Origin of the sequence: Paenibacillus sp. FSL P2-0121, assembly GCF_037975345.1 — a bacterium.
Lineage (GTDB): Bacteria > Bacillota > Bacilli > Paenibacillales > Paenibacillaceae > Paenibacillus_AQ > Paenibacillus_AQ odorifer.
This window is the reverse complement of the sequence record NZ_CP150245.1, coordinates 2,080,235-2,103,552: the sequence shown is the minus strand read 5'-3', so window position 1 is coordinate 2,103,552 and position 23,318 is coordinate 2,080,235. Positions and strand designations below refer to the sequence as shown.

Below are 23,318 nucleotides of genomic sequence, written 5' to 3'. Positions count from 1 at the left end.
GTTTAACAAAAGATTTGTTCATTTTATATATCCCCCTAACATATTTAAAGGAGCGGTTATCGTGAAACAATATTTAACAATTGATGAATGGTCCATTATTGAGGAATCCTTTGATCCACAGACGCAAGAAATTTCTGAAAGCGTATTTAGTCTTGGTAACGGATTTATGGGTGGCCGGGCTAATTTCGAAGAGCAATATAGCGGCAACAGCCTGCAAGGCAGCTACATGGCGGGCGTCTACTACCCTGACAAAACACGTGTCGGCTGGTGGAAAAACGGCTATCCTGAATATTTTGCCAAAGTACTTAACAGCACGAACTGGATCGGTATTAACATTGATATCGAGGGTACCCCCCTTGATCTGGCAAAGTGCACCGTTTCCGAATTCCGCCGTGTACTTAATATGAAAGAAGGAACGCTCTCCCGTAGCTTCACTGCCACTCTCGAAGATGGTAAGGAAGTTAAAGTAGAAAGTATCCGGTTCGTAAGCATGACTCGTCAAGAAATCGGCGCGATTCGCTATTCCATCATTCCTGTTAATTTCTCAGGCAAGATTACGATTACTCCTTATCTTGATGGTGATGTGAAGAACAAGGATTCCAACTATGACGAGAAATTCTGGAATGAAGTTGAGAAACAAGCGGGACCTGATCATGGACATCTCACTCTTAAGACTAAGAAACTCGACTTCCATGTCACCTCTGCTATGGCTTTTGATATCCTTGTCAATGGTGAGAAGGTAACTGCCGAAGCCGAAGTCATCGAACAAGAGAAATATGTAGCCAGCAAACTGGACGTAACCGCACAAGCAGGCAATCAAATCGTCATTTATAAATATGTAGCCAATGTTACTTCTCGGAATCACGGTCTGGGACAATTGGTCGACGCCGCCCAAACTGCTCTGCAAGCTGCTAAGGAAGCCGGATTTGTAACTCTTTTGACCGAACAAATTGAAGCTTGGAGAGAAAAATGGAAAGAAAGCGACATCATCATTGAAGGTGACGTTTCGGCTCAGCAAGCGATTCGCTTTAATATTTTCCAACTCAATCAAACCTATAATGGTGAAGATGACCGCCTGAACATTGGCCCGAAAGGCTTTACCGGTGAAAAATACGGCGGCAGCACTTACTGGGATACAGAGGCGTATTGCGTTCCCTTCTATCTCAGTACGGCGGACTCCTCCATTGCCCGCAATTTGTTGATCTACCGTTACAAGCACTTAGAGAAAGCTAAAGAAAATGCCCGTAAGCTTGGATTCAAAAAAGGTGCGCTATACCCAATGGTTACGATGAACGGTGAAGAATGCCACAACGAGTGGGAAATTACATTTGAAGAAATTCACCGGAATGGTGCCATTGCCTACGCTATTTACAACTATGTAAACTACACCGGAGACAAAGCCTATCTGGGACAATATGGCCTTGAGGTTCTCGTGGAAATCTCCCGCTTCTGGGAAGAACGTGTTCACTATGCATCACGCAAAGACAAATACGTAATGCTCGGCGTAACGGGCCCGAATGAATATGAGAATAACGTTAATAATAACTGGTATACGAACCGTATGGCTTCGTGGACTATGGAATATACCATGGAAGCACTGGCATACTTGCAAGAAAATGAGCCTACTCGTTATGCTGAGCTAGTTGACAAACTAGGGCTGCAAGAGAGCGAAACTACAAAATGGAAAGACATCATTGCTAAGATGTATTATCCTGCGGATGAAGAGCTGGGTATCTTCTTACAACAAGATGGCTTCCTGGACAAAGAGATCATTCAAGTCAAAGATCTGGAACGTGAGCATCTGCCACTCAACCAAAAATGGTCATGGGACCGTATCCTGCGTTCTTGCTTCATTAAACAAGCAGACGTTCTGCAGGGATTATATTTCCTGGGTGACCGTTACGATCTCGATACCAAAAAACGTAACTTCGACTTTTATGAACCGATCACTGTTCATGAGTCCTCCCTTTCCCCTTGTATCCACTCCATTCTAGCCAGTGAGCTGGGATATAAGGATAAGGCCTATGAAATGTACTTGCGTACTTCAAGACTGGATCTTGATAACTATAACAATGATACAGAAGACGGCTTGCACAGCACTAGCATGGCTGGTACTTGGATGTCAATCGTACATGGTTTCGGCGGACTCCGCGTGCATGACGGCAGACTGACACTGAGCCCATCTAACCCAGGTCACTGGACCGCTTACTCTTTTAAAATCATGTTCCGCGGCTCCCGTCTGAAAGTAAGCGTTACGGATGCACAAGTTACTGTTACGAATGAAACTGATATCCCTGCTTCTATTACTATCTACGACAAAGAATATACCGTAAACGGACTAAGCAGCATCACTGCTGATAGCAATTCCGTCACAGTATAAAACTTACACCCAAGAGACCCTTGAAGCTTAATGCTTTTGGGGTCTCTTTATTTTTTAGGAAGATAACTTATATAAGGAGTGATTTTGAATGAACAGAACCTTTTGGAAAGAAGCCGTTGTCTACCAAATCTATCCCCGCAGCTTTCAAGATAGCAATGGTGACGGGATTGGAGATCTGCAAGGAATCATTTCACGTCTGGATTATTTGCAAAAGCTAGGTGTCGACGTAGTTTGGCTGTCACCTGTATATAAATCACCAAATGACGATAACGGTTATGACATCAGCGATTATCAAGATATTATGGATGAGTTCGGCACATTGCAGGATTGGGAAGAATTACTGACTGGATTGCACGCCCGTGGCATAAAACTAATGATGGACCTTGTAATCAATCATTCCTCAGATGAGCATCCTTGGTTCGTAGAATCCCGTTCTTCAAAAGATAATCCATATCGCGATTACTACATTTGGCGTCCGGGTGGACCAGATGGTGAGCGCCCCAACAATTGGAGTTCTGTATTCAGCGGCCCGGCTTGGGAACTGGATGAAACCACTGGTGAATACTATCTGCATCTGTTTTCGCGCAAGCAACCGGATCTCAACTGGGAGAATCCGCAGCTGCGTGAGGAGTTATACAAGATGATCACCTTCTGGCTCGACAAGGGTGTGGATGGTCTACGAATGGATGTAATCAATATGATTTCCAAAGTGGAAGGTCTCCCTTCCTCTCATAGAGACGGCCTTGCTCCCGGGGAACTTGCTTGGGGTGGCGAATATTATATGAATGGACCACGTGTTCATGAGTTTTTACATGAAATGAATGACAAAGTGTTATCCAACTATAACATTATGACTGTCGGCGAAACTCCTGGTGCTACAGTTGAAGATGCCATCCTTTACACGGACGAGGAACGCAAAGAGCTGCAAATGGTATTCCAGTTCGAGCATATGGATGTGGACTCGGGTCCTGACGGCAAATGGGACGTAGCCCCGTGGACGTTGTCGAAGCTGCGCGATATTCTTCATAAATGGCAAGTGGGTCTGGCGGATAAGGGTTGGAATAGTCTTTATCTTAACAATCATGACCAGCCACGTATGGTCTCAAGATTCGGGGATGACGGTAAGTATCGTGTGATCTCTGCCAAAATGCTCGCTACCTTACTGCACACGCTGAAAGGAACGCCCTATATTTATCAAGGCGAAGAAATCGGGATGACTAATGTAAAGTTCACAGCCATTGAACATTATAAAGACATTGAAATCCTCAATATGTATCGCGAAAAGGTTACCGAAGGCGGCGCTGATCCTAACAGCGTGCTAAACGCTATTCATATCAAAGGCCGTGATAATGCGCGCACTCCGATGCAATGGGATGATTCTGCGAATGCCGGCTTTACTGAAGGGGAGCCGTGGCTCAAAGTTAATCCGAACTACAAGGAAATTAACGTGGAGCAGGCCCTGGCGGATTCGGATTCCATCTTCTATTATTACCAAAGGCTGCTTGCTTTGCGCAAAAAAAATCCGATCATGGCTTATGGCGAATACAAGCTACTTTTGCCAGAGCATGAGGATATTTATGCCTATACGCGTACTCTGGATGACGAGAAGTGGCTGGTGCTGCTCAATTTCAATGAGGTTCCACAGACTGTTGATCTTTCCGCAGAGCTAAGTAAGGCTACGGAACTTATTATTGGAAATTACCCTGATGATGCACCCACACGGGAATTATTACGACCTTATGAAGCAAGAGTGTATCGATTGAAAGACTAACTTTGTCTATCTTCCTGAGTTATACTATTTAGGATGATTTTTTATGAGATTATCCTTCTGCCTGCTACCTGTCATTAGAGAGCACGGAATAACAGGATTTTGCAAATGCAGCCTGATAGTATGAACTTAAAGGGAGATGACGGACTTGGAATGGCTTATCCGCATGAAAGAAGCTTTAGATTATATGGAGAGCAAGATGGAGGAATCTGTGACCATTGAAGAAATCGCCAAGGTTGCTTACTCCTCCCCCTTTCATTTCCAGCGCATGTTCAATATGCTTACCGGAGTATCTATTAAAGACTATATCCGTAAGCGCAGATTAACTCTGGCTGCACAGGAGCTTGCTATTTCTAAAGTTAAAGTGCTGGATGTTGCACTGAAATACGGATATGACTCGCCCGAGTCGTTTGCCAAAGCATTCCGCAAGGCACATGGAATTACTCCTTCTGCTGCGCGGGAGTCAGGGGTACAGCTCAAGGCTTTCCCTAGACTCTCCTTCCATCTATCACTGAAGGGAGATAAAGAAATGGACTACAGAATTGAGAAAAGAGACGCTTTTAATGTTATCGGACTAGTAGAGGAAATGACAACGAAGGATGGGGAGAATCTGCGCCGCATCCCTCAGTTGTGGATAGAAGCTAATGAAAATGGTACGTCAGATAAGCTGATTGAGCTCGGTGAAGATAAGGATTTATTAGGCATCTGCTCTGACATGAACCATGATAAAGAAACCTTCTCCTATTGGATCGCTGTCGAAGCTACTCCAGAGACTGATGCACAGGGCTTTGCTTCTACAACAATCCCAGCTGCAAGTTGGGCTGTGTTCACCTCAGTAGGGCCAATGCCTGATGCGATCCAGCAGGTATGGGCACGCATTTTCCAGGAGTGGTTCCCTTCCACAGGCTACGAGCACACAGGCGGACCTGAGTTTGAGCTATATCTTCCAGGGAGACCAGACGCAGAGGACTATCGTTGTGAGATATGGATCCCTGTTACGAAAAAAGAATAGAACTAAAAAGACTATCGAAATCCCGATAGTCTTTTTTCTTGTGATTGCCTACTATTTCATTTTGAGAATTGGCATAGTCTTGGTATAATAAATAGATTATGTAGTTCTATAATGATTATTGATTATTGTCATCCGAATTATCGGTGAAGGAGAATTTCATGTCTACTGTAAAAATATTTTCAGACAGCACTTCCGATTTACCTCAAAACTGGAAGGATACTTATGACATCGGCATCGTTCCTCTTTATGTTGTATTTGAAGAAGGTACCTACAAAGATGGTGAAGATATTACACCCGAGGAAGTGTATCGCCGTGTAGCCGCTAGTGGAGTATTGCCGAAAACGGCAGCACCTTCGCCAGCAGATTTCATTGCTGCATTTCAACCCGTGATTAGCAGCGGACAAGATATTGTATATATCAGTCTCTCCTCCTCACTATCCTCTACATATCAGAATGCACTTTTGGCTGCCGGGGAATTTCCTGAGGGACGCGTACAGGTTATAGATTCACAAACCTTGTGCGGAGGCATTGCCCTCCTTGTTATGAAGGCTGTCAGAGCTGCTGAAAAGGGCCACTCTGCCGTAGAGATTGCAGCCATGCTGGAGCACAGCCGCAGCCTTGTGGAAACTGAATTCGTTGTGGATACGCTAGATTACTTATATATGGGTGGACGCTGTTCAGGCATGCAGAACTTCATCGGTAGTCTGCTCAAAATCCGTCCTGTTCTTAGACTGGTAGATGGAAGCATCATACCTACCAGCAAAATCCGTGGCAAAAAAGAAAAAGCTGTGGAACAAATGCTCCAGAACGCTTTGGTTCATGTCGATCGAATGGATAATGAGTTGCTCATCGTGGTCCATACCTTGGCGGAAGAAGATGCGCTCTATCTGGAGGCAGCACTACGAGAGAAAACTCAAGTTAATGAAATAGCAATCCTCCATGCGGGTTGTGTAATTGGCAGCCATTGTGGGCCGCATACTGTAGGTCTCATGTATATGCTTCAGGACTAATAACACACAAATCTCCGGCCATTGCTTCTTAAGCAAATGGACCGGAGATTTGTGTGTAACCCCCCTAGTTTGAAGTTACTTCCAGCTCTATATCTTCTGCTCTGCAAGGCAACATAAAACGAAACGTAGAACCGTGATTCTCTTCACTTTCTACAAAGATCGTCCCACCCATCAGCTCCACAAGCTGCTTGCAAATCGCCAGTCCCAAGCCTGTGCCTCCATATTTACGGTTTATGGACGGATGCAGCTGTGAGAAAGATTGAAACAATAGATTGAGTTTGTTACCGGCAATTCCTACACCTGTATCCCGCACTGAAAATTCCAACAAAAATTCTTGTTCATCAGATAGTGGAATGTTCTTCACCGATAGGGTCACGCTCCCACGTTCCGTGAATTTCAGCGCATTGCCTACCAGATTCACGACAATCTGCCGCAAGCGGATCGGATCAGCAATGATTATGGTTGGAACGCTAGTATCCATCCACCAACGTAATGCCAGCTTCTTCTCTTCCGCTTTCGGTGCAAATAAATCAATGACGTCTGAGATCATCTCGCGGAGATCAAACTTCTCGGATTGCAGTGACATTTTACCTGCTTCCATTTTGCTGAAATCAAGAATGTCATTCAAGATCTGTAATAACGTATAACTACTGCTGCGTAAAATCTCAGCATAACCTCGCTGCTCTTCTCCAAGTTCAGTATCCAACAATAGATCAGCCATTCCGATCATCCCGTTCATCGGCGTCCGAATTTCATGGCTCATCATCATTAAGAAATCAGATTTGGCTTGCGCTGCCTGCTCTGCTGATTCTTTCGCACGAATGATTTCTCGCTCATTCGTAATATCACTGAAGGCAATAACCGCACCTGCGATCAGCCCTTCATCAATAAGAGGTGCTACCCGATAATTAACAAAAAAACTGGTGCCATCCTTACGCCAGAAGATCTCATCATCTTTCTTGCGGATGATTCCATCCTCTATCGTAAGACTAATCTGGCAATCAGGTGTCGAATAACGTGAACCATCACCTTGGATATGATGGATATAATCCATAAGCTTCAGACCCATCAATTCTGTTGGTTGGTAGCCTAACATATCCGCTGCCTCACGGTTAATAAATAGAGCACGCCCCGTTGTATCCAGCACAAAGATTCCCGCGGAGACGGAATTCAGAATGAGGCTCGATTGTTGATCCTTCACAGCTACTATTGAGCTATCTTTGGAGCTTATCTCCACTTCGCCCGTGATAGGTAATTCAGTATCTAAGGTGTCCGCTAATTCATCTAGCCAGTCTTGTAACAATTCCGCATGTAAAAGAGCGCTTCCGTTAGCCACTTGGGTAATTGCGAATACCCCGGCGATCCCTTCTTCCGTTCTGATGGGTAAAAGTTTAACGCCTACGCAATCCGAGCCTTTTTTGGGATTCTCTAAATCTTGTAGCTCAAAGCTTGAGGAGTTCCCCTGCAGAGCAGCCTCAAAACTAGCAATATTGCCAAGATTTTTTCTCTTTGCTGATATCGGACTTGTATTTTGCAACTTCGCTTCTGCGCTCAAGCCTAGATGAAAAGTTCGGTTGGTTCCTACGCAGCGACCTTGTCTATCCAGAACGAATATCAAATCAGGATGTTGGTCATATAACGATTTATAAGCGCTCTCTTCCGAAAGCAACCGTCTCAGAATGGACGTCCAGTCTTTATCCACAGTTCACATCCCCTCAGGCTCTCTCATCCATTATCATTACCCCTAAACGAGCAATGTTCATCTAAAATTTAAAATATATTTCATATCTATTATATCAAAATTACGGAAATCAGTCGTAGATAAACGTCAAATCCCCCCTTTATAACCCCAATCACGATGCTTTTTCATCGTTACAAAAGGGTTATAAAAGGGGGTGAATTCCGAATCTATTAGGCTATATCTTTATGTTCAATGTTGCGAATAGCCATATAGGCAATACCTGCTCCTAGCAATCCAAGTGAGATCGACACCGCCGCTAAATTACCTAAGCGAGCTTGATCAAATCCCCCAGAAATTAAGGAGGTAACTAACACAGCTGAGACGATGGTGGCAGGGACCGATTTTTTCTTCATTCCAAAGTACAATGGGATTAGAGCAATACCCGCTGCGTAAAAAGCGTTTGCGCCTAACTTAATCAGCTCTGAAGTGATTATATGAAGGGTCAGTTCACCCGGAATAAGCCCTGCAAAGGAATTGAATCCTATTAGGATAGCGCCGACTACAATGTCTGCCACGATTATGGCAACAAATGTGAAGGCGAACACTATCAATATTTTCGCAGTCATCAGCTTTTTACGTGAGATAGGATACATGAAGAGAAGAGTAATGGTGTTGTTCTTATACTCATCAATCACCAGCTTGCTAATAATAACCGAAGCGAAAATAATATAAGCAGCCTTTACAAAAACGAACACGCCCTCAAACAACTCTGCATAAGAAGCAAATGACGGTTCGCTCTCATTTTGATCAACGAATAAAACCATAATCATAAACGCAAGAATCGCAAGATTGACGATTACTGCACCTGTAAGAAGCGTTTTTAGCTTATTCTTCCGAATCTCCAAAGATATTAATTTAAGCAATGCCTTCACCCCCAATCAATTGCAGAAAATGATCTTCCAGCGTATGTTGTTTTTTGCTGATACTTTCAATTTCCACATCTGCTAGCACTAACGCCTTATTCAGATCACGTTGTGAGATTCCACCGTCATATATTCTAACTGTAATATGGTCCAGCACTTTGAAATTATTAAGCCCAAGCTTATGCTCCAACACATACACTGCTTTATTAATCTCATTCGTAACCACTTCGATATATTCAGTATTTTGGCCACGAATGGAATCCATCGCCACTTCTTCTACCAGAGCACCCTGCCGGATCACACCGATCGTATCAGCAATCTGCTCTATTTCCCCCAGAATATGACTAGATACAAGTAACGTCATTCCATATTCACGGCTAAGCATCCGGAACACTTCACGCATCTCCTTGATTCCCACAGGATCTAGCCCATTAATCGGCTCATCCAAAATGAGCAGCTCAGGTTTCGTCATGAAGGCTCTGGCAATACCCAGACGTTGCTTCATCCCAAGTGAAAATTGCTTCACCGGCTTTTTATCGACACCTGTGAGCTTTACCAGCTCCAGCGCTTCACCAATCGCTTGCGGATCATAATAGCCCATGTACTCCCCGTGCAAAATCAGATTTTCTTTGGCTGTCAATTTATCATAAAACACTGGATATTCAATGATGCAGCCCATCCGCTTCAGCATTTCGTAAGAATGCTCAGTCATTTTTTCATTAAAAAATTCAATTTCTCCACTCGTAGGTTTAACGAGGTTCGTGACCATTTTCATCACGGTAGTTTTGCCAGCACCATTGGGTCCAAGAAACCCGTAAATTTCACCTTGCTTAATATTCATATTCACATTGCTGACGACTTCTTTACCTTGATAGGTTTTCGTTAAATTTCTTGTCCGAAGTATTGTAGTCAATTCCGCGCTCCCCTTTGTTTTCGTCTCGTCTTCCTTAGTTCTTATTGTACACAGCAGAATTTTCTTTTTTATTACTCGTTTCTTACGAAAATCTTAAGCTGCGCACAATTCTATTCCTTAGAAGCGTAATCTGCGAAAAGTAAGGGTAAACACCGTTCTCACATACGGCTGACTAACCAATGTAATCGTTCCATTCATTTGCTCCGTTAATCTTTTGGTGATCGTCAGACCTAGACCGCTGCCTTGATAAGCCCGATTTCTTGAGTCTTCCAGCGTATACAGACGCTCAAATACTTTATCCTGGTGTACTTCACTGATGCCTTTTCCCCGGTCCCACACCTCTATGTATACTTTGTTCTCATCACTATAGAGCTTTAATCCTAATACGCTCCCAGCGTCGCCATAAGAAATTGCGTTCGACAACAGATTGGACAATATTCGATCAAGAGCCTCTTCATTTCCCATGAAGTAAACAGCCTCATCCGGAATCTCAATCTCTACCTCACTGCCCTTAGCGCTGAGGATATCATAGAAAGAAAGGATGTTGCGTCTGCATACTTCACCTGCCTCAACTCGTGAAAGCGCAATTTCCCGATCCCCAGATTCCAGCTTGGACAAATCAAAAAACTTGTTCATCAGCTGGATCACTTCATGGGCTTTTTGATGAATCATCTTCATCATCCGTTCCCGTTCCCCGGCCGGCAAATGCTCATCCTGTTGAATGGTCTCAATATAACCAAGCACAACCGTTAGCGGAGTCTTAAGATCATGAGAAATATTAGACAGCATATTACGCATGGATTTCTCCAGCCTTACGCGCTCAATGCTTCCTTTATGATTGATATCCAGCAGCCGGTTCAGGTCAATCAGCACGCTCTGCAGCTCCAAATTACCGCTGAACAGCAGCAATCTTTCATGTGAGCCTTCCTCCATAATGCTGCTTAACTTGTCATGCATATATCGCAAATCATTAGAAGCTTTACACGAATTCTGATATTGCCACACAATGACGGCGAGTAAGAGCACAATGACAACACCTAGCACCGCAATCATTATAGCTGTTCTCCCAGCTTATACCCGATGCCCCATAACGTCTTAATGTATTCGGGATGGGAGGGATCGTCTTCTATTTTTTCACGCAATCTTCTCATATGTACATTAATGACGTTCTCATCCCCGAAATAATCATCCTCCCATACGCTCGCATAAATCTGCGCTTTGGTAAATACTCGGCCCGGATGCGTCACAAACAGCTTAAGAATATGAAATTCCTTCGACGTTAGCTTTACTTCTTCCCCGTTCTTCAACGCAGAGAAGTTATCTAAATCTACAGTCAATCGGCCAATGGAGATCATTTGCTTCACCGGAGCTTGATCTTCCACTTGGATACTGGGAGATGCATAACCTGCACGACGGATCGCTGCCTTCACCCTAGCCGCTAGCTCAATCATAGAAAAGGGCTTCGTAATATAATCATCCGCCCCAAAGCCTAACCCAAGCGCTTTATCTACATCACTGTCTTTGGCGGACATGATCAACACTGGAACCAGACTCCCCGCACGAATAGTCTGAAGAATGTCAGTCCCGCTACGCTTCGGCAGCATAAGGTCTAACAGTACAAGATCAAATGGACCACCGGTCCGAAATGTTCTCTCCGCTACTTCACCGTCAAATACAGCTTCAATCTCATAACCTTCTTTTACCAAATAAGACCTGACCATTTCACTGATTGCTTCGTCGTCCTCAATCAGCAGCACACGCTGTGGCATGTCCAAACCTCCCCGTAGTCGAAAACCTCTTCGTTAAATTATACCAATTTCCCGGAGCTCTTACTATTTCGGTTTTTATTTCAGCTTTTATTTCAGTTTCATTAAAGGTAGCCCAGGTATTATGGCCTTAACAACTTACAAAATGAGGTGATGCTTCAATGTTGAACAAGAGAAGTAAGCAAGCCTGGAGCTTCAAACGAAAGCTGCTGATCGTGATGATCATTGTCCTCCTGCTTCTCGGCACAGTGATATATAGTCTGGCAGATCGTTACTTAATCGAACATGTCGAAGTCGTAGTTGCGGATGATGCAGCTACAACTAGCAGCTCAGGAGCTACAGCCGTTACAACTGCCGAAGTTAACGCAACCTCTGACGACTGGAATTACTCCAGCGATGATATTCAGATCCAGATCGACAAAGTGCAGACCGGTTCCGGTTCAGACCAGATCACTTATTTTGTCGCTGATATCGTCCTCAAGGAAGCGAGCAGTCTGCGCACTGCTTTTGCCGACAACAGCTTTGGAACAAACATCACTGAGGATACCTCGGACATTGCTTCCGCGAACCATGCGATTTTTGCCATCAATGGTGATTACTATGGCTTCCGCAATGACGGAGTGATAATCCGTAACGGCACGGTGTATCGTGATGATCCTGTGCGGGATGCAATGGCGCTGTTCGATGATGGGACAATGCAAACCTATAACGAGGAAGAGATTTCTTCCTCTGAACTGCTGGCGCAAGGGGCCACCGATACCCTTTCCTTTGGTCCGATTCTGATTCAGGACGGGGAGATTGCCAGTGATTTCAGCAATGTCAAAATCGATACCAACTTCGGCAACCATTCCATCCAGAACGCGAATCCCCGCACCGCAGTTGGTATGATCGCACCAAACCATTATGTGTTTGTCGTAGTTGACGGGCGCAATGAAGGGTACAGCCGTGGGATGACCCTTACTGAGCTAGCTGATGTAATGTCCGACCTTGGCGCCACAGAAGCCTACAATCTGGACGGCGGTGGTTCATCCACTATGTACTTCATGGGACGGGTCGTAAATAATCCGCAGGGCAAAAACAAGGAGCGGGGCGTCAGCGACATTCTTTATATCAAGGAGGATGCAACATCATGACTATACTGATCCCAGCCTATGAGCCCGATGAACGACTGCTCGATTTGATTTTACAGCTGCATAATTTCCAGCTTGAACCTATTGTTCTTGTGGATGACGGCAGCGGCCCGCACTACCGTGGAATCTTCGATATGGCCGAAGCATTCGGCTGCACTGTCCTAACCCATGAAGTCAACCTCGGAAAAGGACGTGCTCTGAAGACAGGGTTCCAGTATATTCAGGAGGCCGGTCTGCCGGATTATGTAGTCTGCGCGGATAGCGACGGCCAACATCTGCCTTATGATATTAACCGGATCGTTGAATCTCTGCGGAACCAGACTACTCCGGGAATCGTACTCGGCAGCCGCCGGTTCACCGGAACCATTCCTCTGCGCAGCCGCTTCGGCAACTCTGTAACCCGGACGGTCTTTTCCTTAACTACAGGTACTAAGATTTATGATACACAAACTGGGCTGCGCGGCTACCCCCTATCAATGCTTGATTGGCTATGCCAGATTCCCGGCGAACGGTTTGAATATGAAATGAACATGCTGCTGACTGCCCATAAAGAGGGATACACCATTACGGAAGAGTACATCGATACCGTCTATCTGGACGATAATAAATCATCCCATTTCCGGCCTCTGATGGACTCCTTCCGGATTTATCTGCCGATACTGATATTCAGCACTTCTTCGCTGCTGTCAGCCCTGCTCGACTTCACACTCTTATTCCTGTTTCAGAGGCTCAGCCATAACCTATTCCTGTCCGTCGCGGCCGCGAGATTGTGCAGCTCTGTCTTCAACTATTCTATGAACCGAAAATACGTCTTCACAGGCGGCAAACGCTCCAAGATTCAGGCTTCGCTTCCCAAATATTTTGCGCTGGTGATCCTCGTATTGTTGTTCAACTATGGGCTACTCTATTTCTATAATGAAAAGCTGATTATTCCGCTTGTCGCCGCCAAGCTACTGACCGAGGCTTCAATCTTCCTATTCAGCTATTGGGCGCAACGGAGGTTTGTGTACTGAGGGTTTGGGAACTATGGGGAAGGTTACGTTCTCTCGACTGCTTATGCTCGTGTGGTGAGCAATTGGGAATTTGTGAAGCACTAATTGGACACTTGTGGAGCACTTTTCGAACACTTATGGAGTACTAATCGGATACTTGTGGAGCTTCTATCGGGCACCTATGGAACTGCTCCTCGAACACATATGGAGCATCTATTAGGCACCTATTGGGCACCTATCGGACACAGATGACACTAATCGCAGTATTATTCCACTTTTGGTATGCTAACGGACCCCATAGCCGCTATTGGTAAGAAAGACACCACATATGAGCCTCGTTTTGTGGGATAGCGTCTGTGGGGTCCGAAACCCTGCTCAAAAGGCTGGAAATTTGCAAATAACGTCATCTGAGTCCGAATTCACCGAGAAGGATACCGTTGATAGAATTCGCATACAAAAAAGCTAGTGCTTCCTTCCAATAATGTATGCAAAATCACATTATCTTTGCTCAAAAATTCAGAACGTCATACACTCATCTTCTCCCCCATATATATAAATGGAACAGTCCCGGACGTTGTCGCGGAACCTTTGCAGCCTTGTCAGAATAGGTTGCAGCATAAGCCCAAGCTGGAGGGAGAGAAAGATTCATGCCAAGCGAAGAAATTAATGCGCTAGAGCGGGCCATTGCCGAGATTACGGAAATAGCCACTGGCTTCGGTTTAGATTTTTATCCCATGCGTTATGAAATTTGCCCCGCAGATATTATTTATACATTCGGCGCTTATGGAATGCCTACACGATTTGGACACTGGAGTTTTGGAAAAACCTTTCATAAAATGAAATCCCAATACGATTTCGGACTGAGCAAAATATACGAGCTCGTTATTAACTCCAACCCTTGTTATGCCTTCCTGCTGGATGGAAATTCACTGATTCAGAATAAGCTGATCGTTGCCCATGTGCTAGCGCACTGTGATTTTTTCAAAAATAATATGCGTTTCTCCATGTCCAACCGAGATATGGTCGAGAGCATGTCAGCTACAGCAGATCGGATTGCCGGTTATTCTGTAACTTACGGAACTGATGCTGTGGAGAGCTTCATCGATTCAGTGCTGGCTATCCAGGAGCATATAGACCCCAGTCTGATCCAGCCACGCAAGCTGGGCAAAACTCACCTACTGGAAGCTAAGATGAAGGAGCTCAAAGACGCCCCTCCAGGCGGCTCGAAATCATCCAATCCTTATGACGAATTATGGAATTTAGATAAAAGCAATACCGGGCCACAGGATGCACCCTCTGGAAACCGTGCTTTCCCCCCGGAGCCAGAAAAAGATATGGTCTGGTTTATCCAGCAATATTCCACTGTTTTGGAGGATTGGCAGCGTGACATTATGACGATGCTCCATGACGAAATGCTCTACTTCTGGCCACAGATGGAGACAAAAATCATGAACGAAGGCTGGGCTTCCTACTGGCATCAGCGCATCGTTCGCGAACTAGATCTGACCGAAGAGGAAACTGTGGAATACGCAAAATTGAATTCATCCGTCGTGCAGCCCTCACGGCAAAGCCTGAATCCTTACTATCTGGGGCTGAAAATCTTTGAAGACATCGAACGCCGCTGGGACCGTGAGAAAATCTTTGAAGTACGTGAGTTGGAATCCGATACCTCCTTTATCCGCAGCTATCTGTCGAAGGAATTGGTGAACGACCTCGATCTTTATGTTTTTGAGAAAAAAGGCCCCGAATGGAAAATCACCGATAAAGCATGGGAAAATGTACGAGATCAACTGGTGCTCGCCCGGGTCAATGGCGGGTCTCCTTACTTGGTCATTGAGGACGCAGACTTCGAGAAGAATGGTGAATTATTTATAACTCATCGCTATGAAAGCATCGAGCTGGATCTGAAGTATCTGGAGCGCACACTCCCTCACATCTACTCTTTATGGGGGCGGACGGTTCATCTACAGACGGTTGTGGAAGACAAAAAGGCGCGTTTTTCATACGATGGCAAAAAGGTGCAGCGGAAGTTTATTTAAACTAAAAAAAGCGGCAGACCTAAACGGGTATTAACACCCTGGTCTGCCGCTTTTTGCTATGACTAAAATGAGGATTCAGATTCTTTTAACGACTTCGAGAAATATTTTGGAGCCTCAACAAATCCTTGTCGAGCATAAAATCTATGCGCATCAGTTCTTCTGGAATGACAATGAACCTGAATTTTATCACAGTTTCTTTTTCTAGCTAAATCAGCGCAATACTCCTCAAGCTTTCGTCCAATTCCTTTGCTCCTAATGGAATTACTCACCACAAGATAACTTATAATTGCAGTATCTCCTACCAGACCTAATTGGGATATGTAATGCATGGAAATACAAGCTACCACTTGATCATCTTCCTCAAAAACCAATAATTCCTCGTCCGGATGTAGGATTAGCTTTTCTATTTTTTCTTGCATGAACACTTCTGTATCCGGATATCCCAACTGTTCTAATAATTCCGCTATGTCTTTCCAGTCATCAGCTCTCGCTTCTCTAATCATCTGCCCCACTCCCCGTTATTTTCAAATTACCTTTCTAATTGACTCTATTACACTACGGAAGAACATACTCGTCAAACATAAACTGATTAGATAAAAAAACACCCCAAAAGTATCATTGGTTTCCATTTGGGAGTTCCTAAAAAAGAAGACCCACAGCGGTAACACGCTGCGGACCTCCATCGACACCCTCATATCAACTTAATAACTGCACATGGCAAATGCTCAGGTGAACGTAACGTAAGGAAGTTTGAAAATGTAGGCGCGTAGCGTTCGCCTTTGTCAGCGACCTAAAGTCCAAACATTTCTGAAATTACAATTATCACCGCGCGGTCTTTGCCCTTATCGACTATTCAGTCAACTTTTTCACAGGAACGTAAATCTCCATCACTGTATCTGGCCGCGAATGGCAGCGTTCATCGTAAAACTCAAAATCCAGCTTAGTCTCGTCATAAACGTAACCACTGTCCTTAAACCATTCTTCGAAGATGTACTTCCAGCTGCTTTTTATGACTTGGGCAAACTCTATTTGCTCTGTATCCGTTGAAGTATCCACTGGAGGTGTTGTAAACACGGCATATTCGGCTTCTGGCACATCCATCGTCAACATATCAGCTTCCACCTTGGAGTAGTCCTCAACAATAACACCCAAAAGATAGGTGGCATTGCCATTATCTGAAGACGGAATACATAAACCAACTTCTCCGTGTTTAGGCGGGTTTAGTATTTTATACATTTTGGACTCCAGGTTTTCACCCTCATAATGGCTCCAAAAAGAAGCAATATCCTTAGTGTACATACTACCCGCAACATTAGTTTGGATACCATAACCAGCCACCTTAAAAGCAGGCTTACGAACAAAAACAGGATTCATAATATAACCTCCGATATCAAATATTGAATTTCCTTTACTAAACCCATCCATCCGTGCCGCATATTGTGTCGGACTATAACCAAAGGTTTTGCGAAAAGCTTTAGTAAAGCCACTTTGTGTTTCAAAACCATAGTCCAGCGCAATATCAATGATCTTTTTTCCAGCAAATAATTCAATTGAGGCTAAGGATAATTTTCGGCTCCGCACATACTCCATCACAGACATTTCTTTGCACAAGCTAAACACTCGGCAAAAATGATACACCGAATATCCGACCTCCGTCGCTATTTCTTCAACCGTTATATTTTCTTTAATATGAGCTTCTATATATTCAACACATTTTTCTATATCTTTACTGTAATTCAAGTGCAGCACCAGCCTTTCCCCGTACGGTGATTTCATTATATCAACTGCGCTGGAAATGGACTGTTCCTGTTTTGCTGAGCTGCATTATTGCCTGTATAGAAAAACAGAGCAGTGATCCTCCATTTACAAAAGGATCACAACTCTGCGTATTCTTAGTCACCATCATTTTGGGTATGCCTCGAAGTAGACAACGCTGGATCCACGTAACTACTTACTCTTCAGTTCTGTTGCTCCCAACGACTGACTAAAGGACCCAGATGACGTTAATTGCAAAAACATCGCCTTTTGAGCGGAGTTTCGGACTCCAGTGCAGCTATTAGTCAAAAACGGCTCATATTTAGGGTTTTTCCTGCTAATAGCGACCATGGGGTCCGATAGCCTGCGAAATATGCTCAAAATCTACGTTTAGGGTCACCTGTGTCCTTTAGCAACTTCTTACGCACAACAGCCAAATTAGTCAGACGGGTTGCGGCGTTTAGATTAACATTAGGAGGGTAAAAGGAAGAAAATACAACATGGGAGGGCAAAAAAAGAGTGCTCCACAGCCATTTTCATGGCTTTTGGAACACCCCGCATAAATGAACTCTTTTTTAACGGTTAAGCAGACTTCCCACGTATTTCAGCAGCTCGTTGGCGCAAATTGGGCAGTAGTGATGTCCATCAATAAGTCTGGCGCATACCTCGTTAATTCGTTTGAGCTGACTTTCATCAGGTGTTTTGGACGAGGTGGTGATTTTGACAATATCTTTGAGATCTGTGAACAGCTTTTTCTCAATCGCTTCCCGCAGGCGGTCGTGGTTGTTGTACTCGAATTTCTTCCCTTTGCGTGAATACGCAGAAATCCGGATCAGGATCTCTTCACGGAACGCTTTTTTTGCATTCTCAGAGATTCCAATTTGCTCTTCAATCGAACGCATTAACCGTTCATCCGGCTCCATTTCCTCATCCGTCAGCGGATCACGAATTTTCGACCAGTTGCAGAAAGCTTCGATATTATCTAGATAATTCTCGAAAAGTGTCTTCGCAGATTCCTCAAAGGAGTAGACAAATGCCTTTTGTACTTCACTTTTCGCTAAAATATCATATTCCTTGCGGGCAATGGAGATGAAGTTCAGATAACGCTCCCGCTCCTCTTTTGTAATCGACGGATGCTGATCCAGGCCATCCTTTATCGCCCGCAGGACATCCAGTGCGTTCATGCACTGCAGATCTCCTTTGATCAGAGCGCTGGAAATGCGGTTGATAACATAACGCGGATCAATTCCGGACATGCCCTCATCTAAATACTCCGTTTGCATCTCTTTAAGATCGGCCTCTTTATAGCCTTCGACCTCTTCGCCATCGTACATCCGCAGCTTTTTGATCAGATCCATACCTTGTTTTTTGCTTTCTTTAAGACGGGTTAGGATAGAAAAAATAGCGGCGGCACGCAGCGCATGTGGTGCAATATGCACATGACTCATATCACTCTGGGCGATCAGCTTCGCGTAGATTTTTTCCTCTTCCGAAACTCTGAGGTTATACGGAACAGGCATAACAATCATACGGGATTGGAGCGCTTCATTCTTTTTATTAGAAATAAACGACTTATACTCGGTTTCATTTGTATGAGCAATTATCATTTCGTCCGCACTTATCAACGCGAAGCGGCCAGCCTTGAAATTGCCTTCTTGCGTCAGTGACAGCAGGTTCCATAAAAACTTTTCGTCGCATTTGAGCATTTCCTGAAATTCCATCAGCCCACGGTTAGCTTTGTTCAACTCCCCATCAAAACGGTAGGCACGCGGATCAGATTCCGAACCAAATTCAGTAATGGTCGAAAAATCAATACTTCCTGTCAAATCGGCGATATCCTGAGACTTCGGATCAGAGGGACTAAAAGTACCAATCCCTACCCGCTCTTCTTCTGACAGAATAACACGCGTCACCTTAACCTGCTCAATGTCACCAGCATAATCATTTCTTAGACGCATCTGGCAGGATGGGCACAAGTTGCCCTCAATACGTACACCAAGTTCCTTCTCAATCTCCGGACGGAGCTCCAGCGGGATCAAATGCAGCGGGTCCTCATGCATCGGGCAGCCTTCTATTGCGTATACCGCACCCGCATCTGTCCGCGAGTACTGTTCCAAACCACGTTTAAGCAGCGTGACCAGGGTCGATTTCCCCCCACTGACAGGTCCCATCAATAACAAAATCCGTTTGCGAACATCAAGCCGACGTGCTGCAGAGTGAAAATATTCCTCGACCAACTTTTCGACTGCACGATCAAGTCCAAAAATCTCCTGTTCAAAAAACTTATACCGTTTGCGTCCGTTTATGTCCTCTACGCCGTGCGACTTAATCATGTCATAAACGCGGGAGTGAGCGGTTTTTGCGGGAGAGGGGTCTTTTCTCAACAGTTCTATATACTGCTTGAAGGTGCCGCTCCACGCCAACCGGTCGTTCTCAGCCCGATACGAAGCTATACGCTCAAAAATGTCCATTGCTCGCTGCCTCCTCTTGCGCTCCTACTTGCTCTTCTACTTGCTCTCCTATAGCGTTAAAAAGTGTATTACATACCTATGCGGCAAGCGCGGAATAGTTGACCTCTTTTTTACTGTGCTATAATAGAGAATCAGAAAATGGCTGTAAAACCTTATTGGGAAACCCGAAAATAAAGGCCTACGGGAGTGACAAGATGGCGGTACGACATGAAACGGAGCTATATGCTCCTTTGAAGATTTTTTTTGAAAAGCAGGGTTACAGCATCAAAGGTGAGGTTCGGACCTGCGATTTGGTGGGGATTCGGGAGGACGTTGAACAGCCTCTGATCGTGGAGATGAAAAAATCATTCAATCTCGCCTTACTGCTGCAAGGGGTAGAACGGTTGAAGCTCAGTCCCACCGTCTATCTCGCAGTGGAACGTGTCCGTGATAAAAAAGGAGCGGTGAACCAGCGCTGGGGCGAGCTTAGCGGATTATGCCGCCGGCTCGGTCTTGGGCTGATCACTGTTATCTTTTATAAGACCAAAGCACCGCTGGTCGAGGTGCTCGTAGAGCCAGACGAGAAGCCGCCTGCGCAGCGCAGCAATAAGCGGCGGCGCGAACGCCTGCTCTATGAGTTCCGCGAGCGCAGCGGAGACTACAACACCGGCGGCAGCACGCGCGTCAAGCTCGTGACAGCCTATCGCGAGAAAGCGCTGCGTGTCGCGCTTTCTCTGCAAGCAGCGGAGGCGGACGCCGCCGCCGCTGCAGAGAAGGCAGCTGCGAAGGCTTCGCCTGCAGCAGCCAAACGTTCAGCGGCGGGCACCGCTGAACAGGTTCCGGCGCTGAGCTCAGCGCCGGAGAGCCGTGCTGCCGGGGACGCGGCAGCACGGGAGGCAGCGGCGGCAGGCACGCGAAGCGGTGCCCCTAGCGCTGCCTCAAGCACGCTTCCAGCGGCCGTATTGGCCGCAGGAAGCGCTCCCCGCTCGGCCGGTATCACTCCGGCCGAGCTGCGGAAGCGTAGCGGCGTACCCACCGCCGCCGCTATGCTTCAGAATAACTACTACGGCTGGTTTCACCGGGTAAGCCGTGGGCGTTACACCCTAACCCCAGCCGGTCATGCGGCGCTGGTGGAATATGCCGCGATAACAAGCGGCGTACCCAATAACAGCAATCATCCCATTAATTAGCTAACCTAGCCTGGACAGTACTTCTATCGACTATTTCTTTTTAGTCGGGTCTTATTCTTTTAGCTCGGTTCTAATCATTTACTCAGACTTTAAACTTATTATTCTGATGCACACATAACATGTGTAAATAACGCCAAAAAGCATCCCAACTACGGGATGCTTTTTCGTATGTCTTATCTTATTTAAATCCTATCTCTGTGCATTCCATGTTCTTAACTTACACTTAACATATTATTATCTGGTGCGTACCACGCTCTTACTACACTCATATCACATTTAGATTACATTTTTAATACACTAGTATCTCATACGTGTCATGTCTTATTTCACTCATATCTCATGAGTATCTCATACATACCACATTCGAATTGCATTCTTACCGCGTGTTTAACTCGCTCTTCCCACATTCGTAAATCATTCTCATCACATTAGTAACTCTTTCGTACCACGTTCATATCTCACTCTTACCACGTTCATGTCTCATGCGTACCTCATCCAGCTCTACTTGACTGTACTTAACTAACTTATTTACAATCTTCGAACACGAGCGCTATTTACTAATTACTATTTTCTCTACTCTTGCTTTAACAAGCTACTCTTGCTGAATCATTCAAAGCAAAATAAACTTTAAAAACACCATTCCGAAAAGGGCACACTCAGTTATTAGGGAAATCCTCCCCAATATTCTTCGATTCACACGCTAAAAACTGCATTTTAGGGAATTCCTCCCTGATTTTCGCCAGATTTACCCCTAAAACGGGGAATCCCTTGATTTTTTAGGGAGAAATTCCCTAAACAGTCCATTTTAGAGTTCAAATCGACCAGTTTTAGGGAGGATTTCCCTAATTAATCTCACATCACGAACTTCGTCTTGCCCGACTTGTAATTCTGTCCTTGTTTTAGCTCTAAAAGTGTCTTGTGTTGTGTTTTCATCATTTCAATCATTTCATTCACAACTTTCATTCCACTACCTAACTCCGTGCTGTGAACTCCTTAACCGCTTCGCTCATCAGATTCATGCCAAGCAGCAGCTCATCCCGCCCGGGATGGCTAAAGTTAAGGCGAAGGTGATTGCTGACTCCATCTACACTACATAACGGACCTGGCAAAAAAGCCACTCCCTTACCCAGCGCACATTTGAGCAACGCCATAACATCCATTCCCTCTGGTGGTGCGACCCACAGGAACATGCCTCCTGATGGAAGGTCATAGGAGCTGCCCTTCCAAGCAGGCCGCTTGAGCAGTTCCACCATAAGCTTCAGACGGGTGTTATACTCTCGATTCAGCTGCGCGATATGCTCACGCAGATCAAACGCAGACACATCCAATAAATGATGCAGCAGCCGCTGATTTAATGCGCTCGACTGCCAATCGGCCATCTGCTTAGCCGCAGACATCATTCTGATCAAGACTCGGCTGCCTGCCGCCCAGCCCGTCCGCAGCGCGGGCGCAACGGTCTTGCTGAACGAACCGATATAAAGCACGTGTCCGCCATCGCTGATATTTTCCAGTGCATACAAAGACGGATATCTTTTAGCCTTGTGTTCACCCTGCTTCTGGAAGTGCAAATCCCCATAAGAATCATCTTCCACAATCAAGATGTTATATGCGATACATAAATCCAATACTGCGCGGCGTCTCTCCAAACTCCATAAAATGCCGCTTGGATTGGTAAAGCTAGGGGTTGCGAACAGCATTTTCGGCTTATGCAGCTCGATCTGGCTCCGCAAATGCTCCGGATCAAGCCCGTCCAAATCACCCTGTACAGGAATAATAACGGCCCCCTGCATCCGAAGAGTCTGCAAAAATCCTGGAGAGGTCGGATTTTCTACTAATACACGATCTCCTGGATCAATATACACCCGCGACAACAAATCAATGGCTTGCTGGCTACCCGTTGTTAGCAGAACTCCACCTTCAACAACATTTACCCCTTTTTCTTTAAGCCAATCCCCTGCAAGCCACTCCCGAAGCGGTCCGTACCCTGCAGGATCACCATATTGCAGTGCTCCCGCATCTGCTGAAATCACCGTAGATGCTGCTTCAGCAAGCAGTGACAATGGGAATAGTTCTTCCGCTGGTAATTCTTCAGCTAGCGATATCATGGAGCTTCTCCGTGTTTGGGTGCGGATACTAAGAAGCGATGACGACAACAATGTGTGTGCGCGAGCAGAAAATTCGTAAATCATGCGAAATCCCCCTTCCCTGTTACCAAGTAGAAACGGCTTCGTCATCCTCATCCAAGGATGGGATGGTTACCCATTCAACATGATATCCTTACTTCTACTCCAAGAATATTCCACCCCATA

The 23,318-nt window shown here is 45.3% G+C and carries 17 protein-coding genes; 8 read left to right on the top strand and 9 right to left on the bottom strand.

Annotated features, from left to right (window positions below):
* Window positions 1-61: 61 nt before the first annotated feature.
* From MKY54_RS09160 to MKY54_RS09145, 4 genes are all read left to right on the top strand, one after another.
* On the top strand, window positions 62-2,380 hold the full coding sequence (locus MKY54_RS09160; RefSeq protein ID WP_076184663.1) for a glycoside hydrolase family 65 protein: 2,319 nt from the start codon (window positions 62-64) through the stop codon (window positions 2,378-2,380).
* A gap of 88 nt (window positions 2,381-2,468) precedes the next feature.
* Entirely contained in the window at window positions 2,469-4,151 is a 1,683-nt protein-coding gene (locus tag MKY54_RS09155; RefSeq protein WP_036684397.1) for an alpha-glucosidase, read from the top strand.
* Window positions 4,152-4,296: 145 nt separating this feature from the next.
* Window positions 4,297-5,160, top strand: coding sequence for an AraC family transcriptional regulator (locus MKY54_RS09150; protein WP_175618914.1), 864 nt, complete (start codon window positions 4,297-4,299; stop codon window positions 5,158-5,160).
* A 158-nt stretch (window positions 5,161-5,318) separates the two neighbouring features.
* Window positions 5,319-6,170: a DegV family protein gene (locus MKY54_RS09145; protein WP_076126458.1), complete on the top strand. Its 852-nt coding sequence runs from the start codon at window positions 5,319-5,321 to the stop codon at window positions 6,168-6,170.
* A 64-nt stretch (window positions 6,171-6,234) separates the two neighbouring features.
* On the opposite strand, the gene MKY54_RS09140 is transcribed toward MKY54_RS09145, so the two are convergent.
* The 5 genes from MKY54_RS09140 to MKY54_RS09120 form a co-directional block, all read right to left on the bottom strand.
* On the bottom strand, window positions 6,235-7,872 hold the full coding sequence (locus MKY54_RS09140) for an ATP-binding protein (protein ID WP_076281056.1): 1,638 nt from the start codon (window positions 7,870-7,872) through the stop codon (window positions 6,235-6,237).
* Between the two features lie 209 nt (window positions 7,873-8,081).
* Complete coding sequence (locus MKY54_RS09135) at window positions 8,082-8,783, bottom strand: ABC transporter permease (protein WP_339190264.1); 702 nt, start codon at window positions 8,781-8,783, stop codon at window positions 8,082-8,084.
* Window positions 8,767-9,687 (bottom strand): ABC transporter ATP-binding protein, encoded by a 921-nt coding sequence (locus tag MKY54_RS09130; protein ID WP_076126453.1) that lies wholly within the window; start codon window positions 9,685-9,687, stop codon window positions 8,767-8,769. Before MKY54_RS09130 ends, MKY54_RS09135 begins: the two co-directional genes overlap by 17 nt.
* A 117-nt stretch (window positions 9,688-9,804) precedes the next feature.
* Window positions 9,805-10,740, bottom strand: coding sequence for a sensor histidine kinase (locus MKY54_RS09125; RefSeq protein ID WP_339190262.1), 936 nt, complete (start codon window positions 10,738-10,740; stop codon window positions 9,805-9,807).
* Window positions 10,740-11,456: a response regulator transcription factor gene (locus tag MKY54_RS09120; RefSeq protein ID WP_036684414.1), complete on the bottom strand. Its 717-nt coding sequence runs from the start codon at window positions 11,454-11,456 to the stop codon at window positions 10,740-10,742. Before MKY54_RS09120 ends, MKY54_RS09125 begins: the two co-directional genes overlap by 1 nt.
* Window positions 11,457-11,614: 158 nt before the next feature.
* On the opposite strand from MKY54_RS09120, the gene MKY54_RS09115 reads away from it, so the two are divergent.
* The 3 genes from MKY54_RS09115 (at window position 11,615) to MKY54_RS09105 (ending at window position 15,614) form a co-directional block, all read left to right on the top strand.
* Window positions 11,615-12,586, top strand: a complete 972-nt coding sequence (locus MKY54_RS09115; RefSeq protein ID WP_339190261.1) for a phosphodiester glycosidase family protein — start codon at window positions 11,615-11,617, stop codon at window positions 12,584-12,586.
* Window positions 12,583-13,596, top strand: coding sequence for a bifunctional glycosyltransferase family 2/GtrA family protein (locus MKY54_RS09110; protein WP_339190259.1), 1,014 nt, complete (start codon window positions 12,583-12,585; stop codon window positions 13,594-13,596). The genes MKY54_RS09115 and MKY54_RS09110 overlap by 4 nt, the downstream gene beginning before the upstream one ends.
* A 626-nt stretch (window positions 13,597-14,222) precedes the next feature.
* Window positions 14,223-15,614, top strand: coding sequence for a SpoVR family protein (locus tag MKY54_RS09105; RefSeq protein WP_339190258.1), 1,392 nt, complete (start codon window positions 14,223-14,225; stop codon window positions 15,612-15,614).
* Between the two features lie 62 nt (window positions 15,615-15,676).
* On the opposite strand, the gene MKY54_RS09100 is transcribed toward MKY54_RS09105, so the two are convergent.
* From MKY54_RS09100 to MKY54_RS09090, 3 genes are all read right to left on the bottom strand, one after another.
* On the bottom strand, window positions 15,677-16,117 hold the full coding sequence (locus MKY54_RS09100; RefSeq protein WP_339190256.1) for a GNAT family N-acetyltransferase: 441 nt from the start codon (window positions 16,115-16,117) through the stop codon (window positions 15,677-15,679).
* Window positions 16,118-16,463: 346 nt separating this feature from the next.
* The gene (locus MKY54_RS09095) at window positions 16,464-17,390 is read right to left on the bottom strand and encodes an AraC family transcriptional regulator (RefSeq protein ID WP_248547664.1); all 927 of its coding nucleotides are present in this window, start codon (window positions 17,388-17,390) and stop codon (window positions 16,464-16,466) included.
* Between the two features lie 554 nt (window positions 17,391-17,944).
* Complete coding sequence (locus MKY54_RS09090; protein WP_036684429.1) at window positions 17,945-19,840, bottom strand: PrkA family serine protein kinase; 1,896 nt, start codon at window positions 19,838-19,840, stop codon at window positions 17,945-17,947.
* 194 nt (window positions 19,841-20,034) lie between these two features.
* Here MKY54_RS09090 and MKY54_RS09085 point away from each other — a divergent pair, with 194 nt between their 5' ends.
* Window positions 20,035-21,009, top strand: coding sequence for a DUF2161 family putative PD-(D/E)XK-type phosphodiesterase (locus MKY54_RS09085; RefSeq protein WP_339190254.1), 975 nt, complete (start codon window positions 20,035-20,037; stop codon window positions 21,007-21,009).
* Between the two features lie 971 nt (window positions 21,010-21,980).
* On the opposite strand, the gene MKY54_RS09080 is transcribed toward MKY54_RS09085, so the two are convergent.
* Window positions 21,981-23,198 carry a PLP-dependent aminotransferase family protein gene (locus MKY54_RS09080; protein WP_036684431.1) on the bottom strand — a complete coding sequence of 406 codons (1,218 nt, stop codon included), beginning with the start codon at window positions 23,196-23,198 and terminating at the stop codon, window positions 21,981-21,983.
* Window positions 23,199-23,318 lie beyond the last annotated feature (120 nt).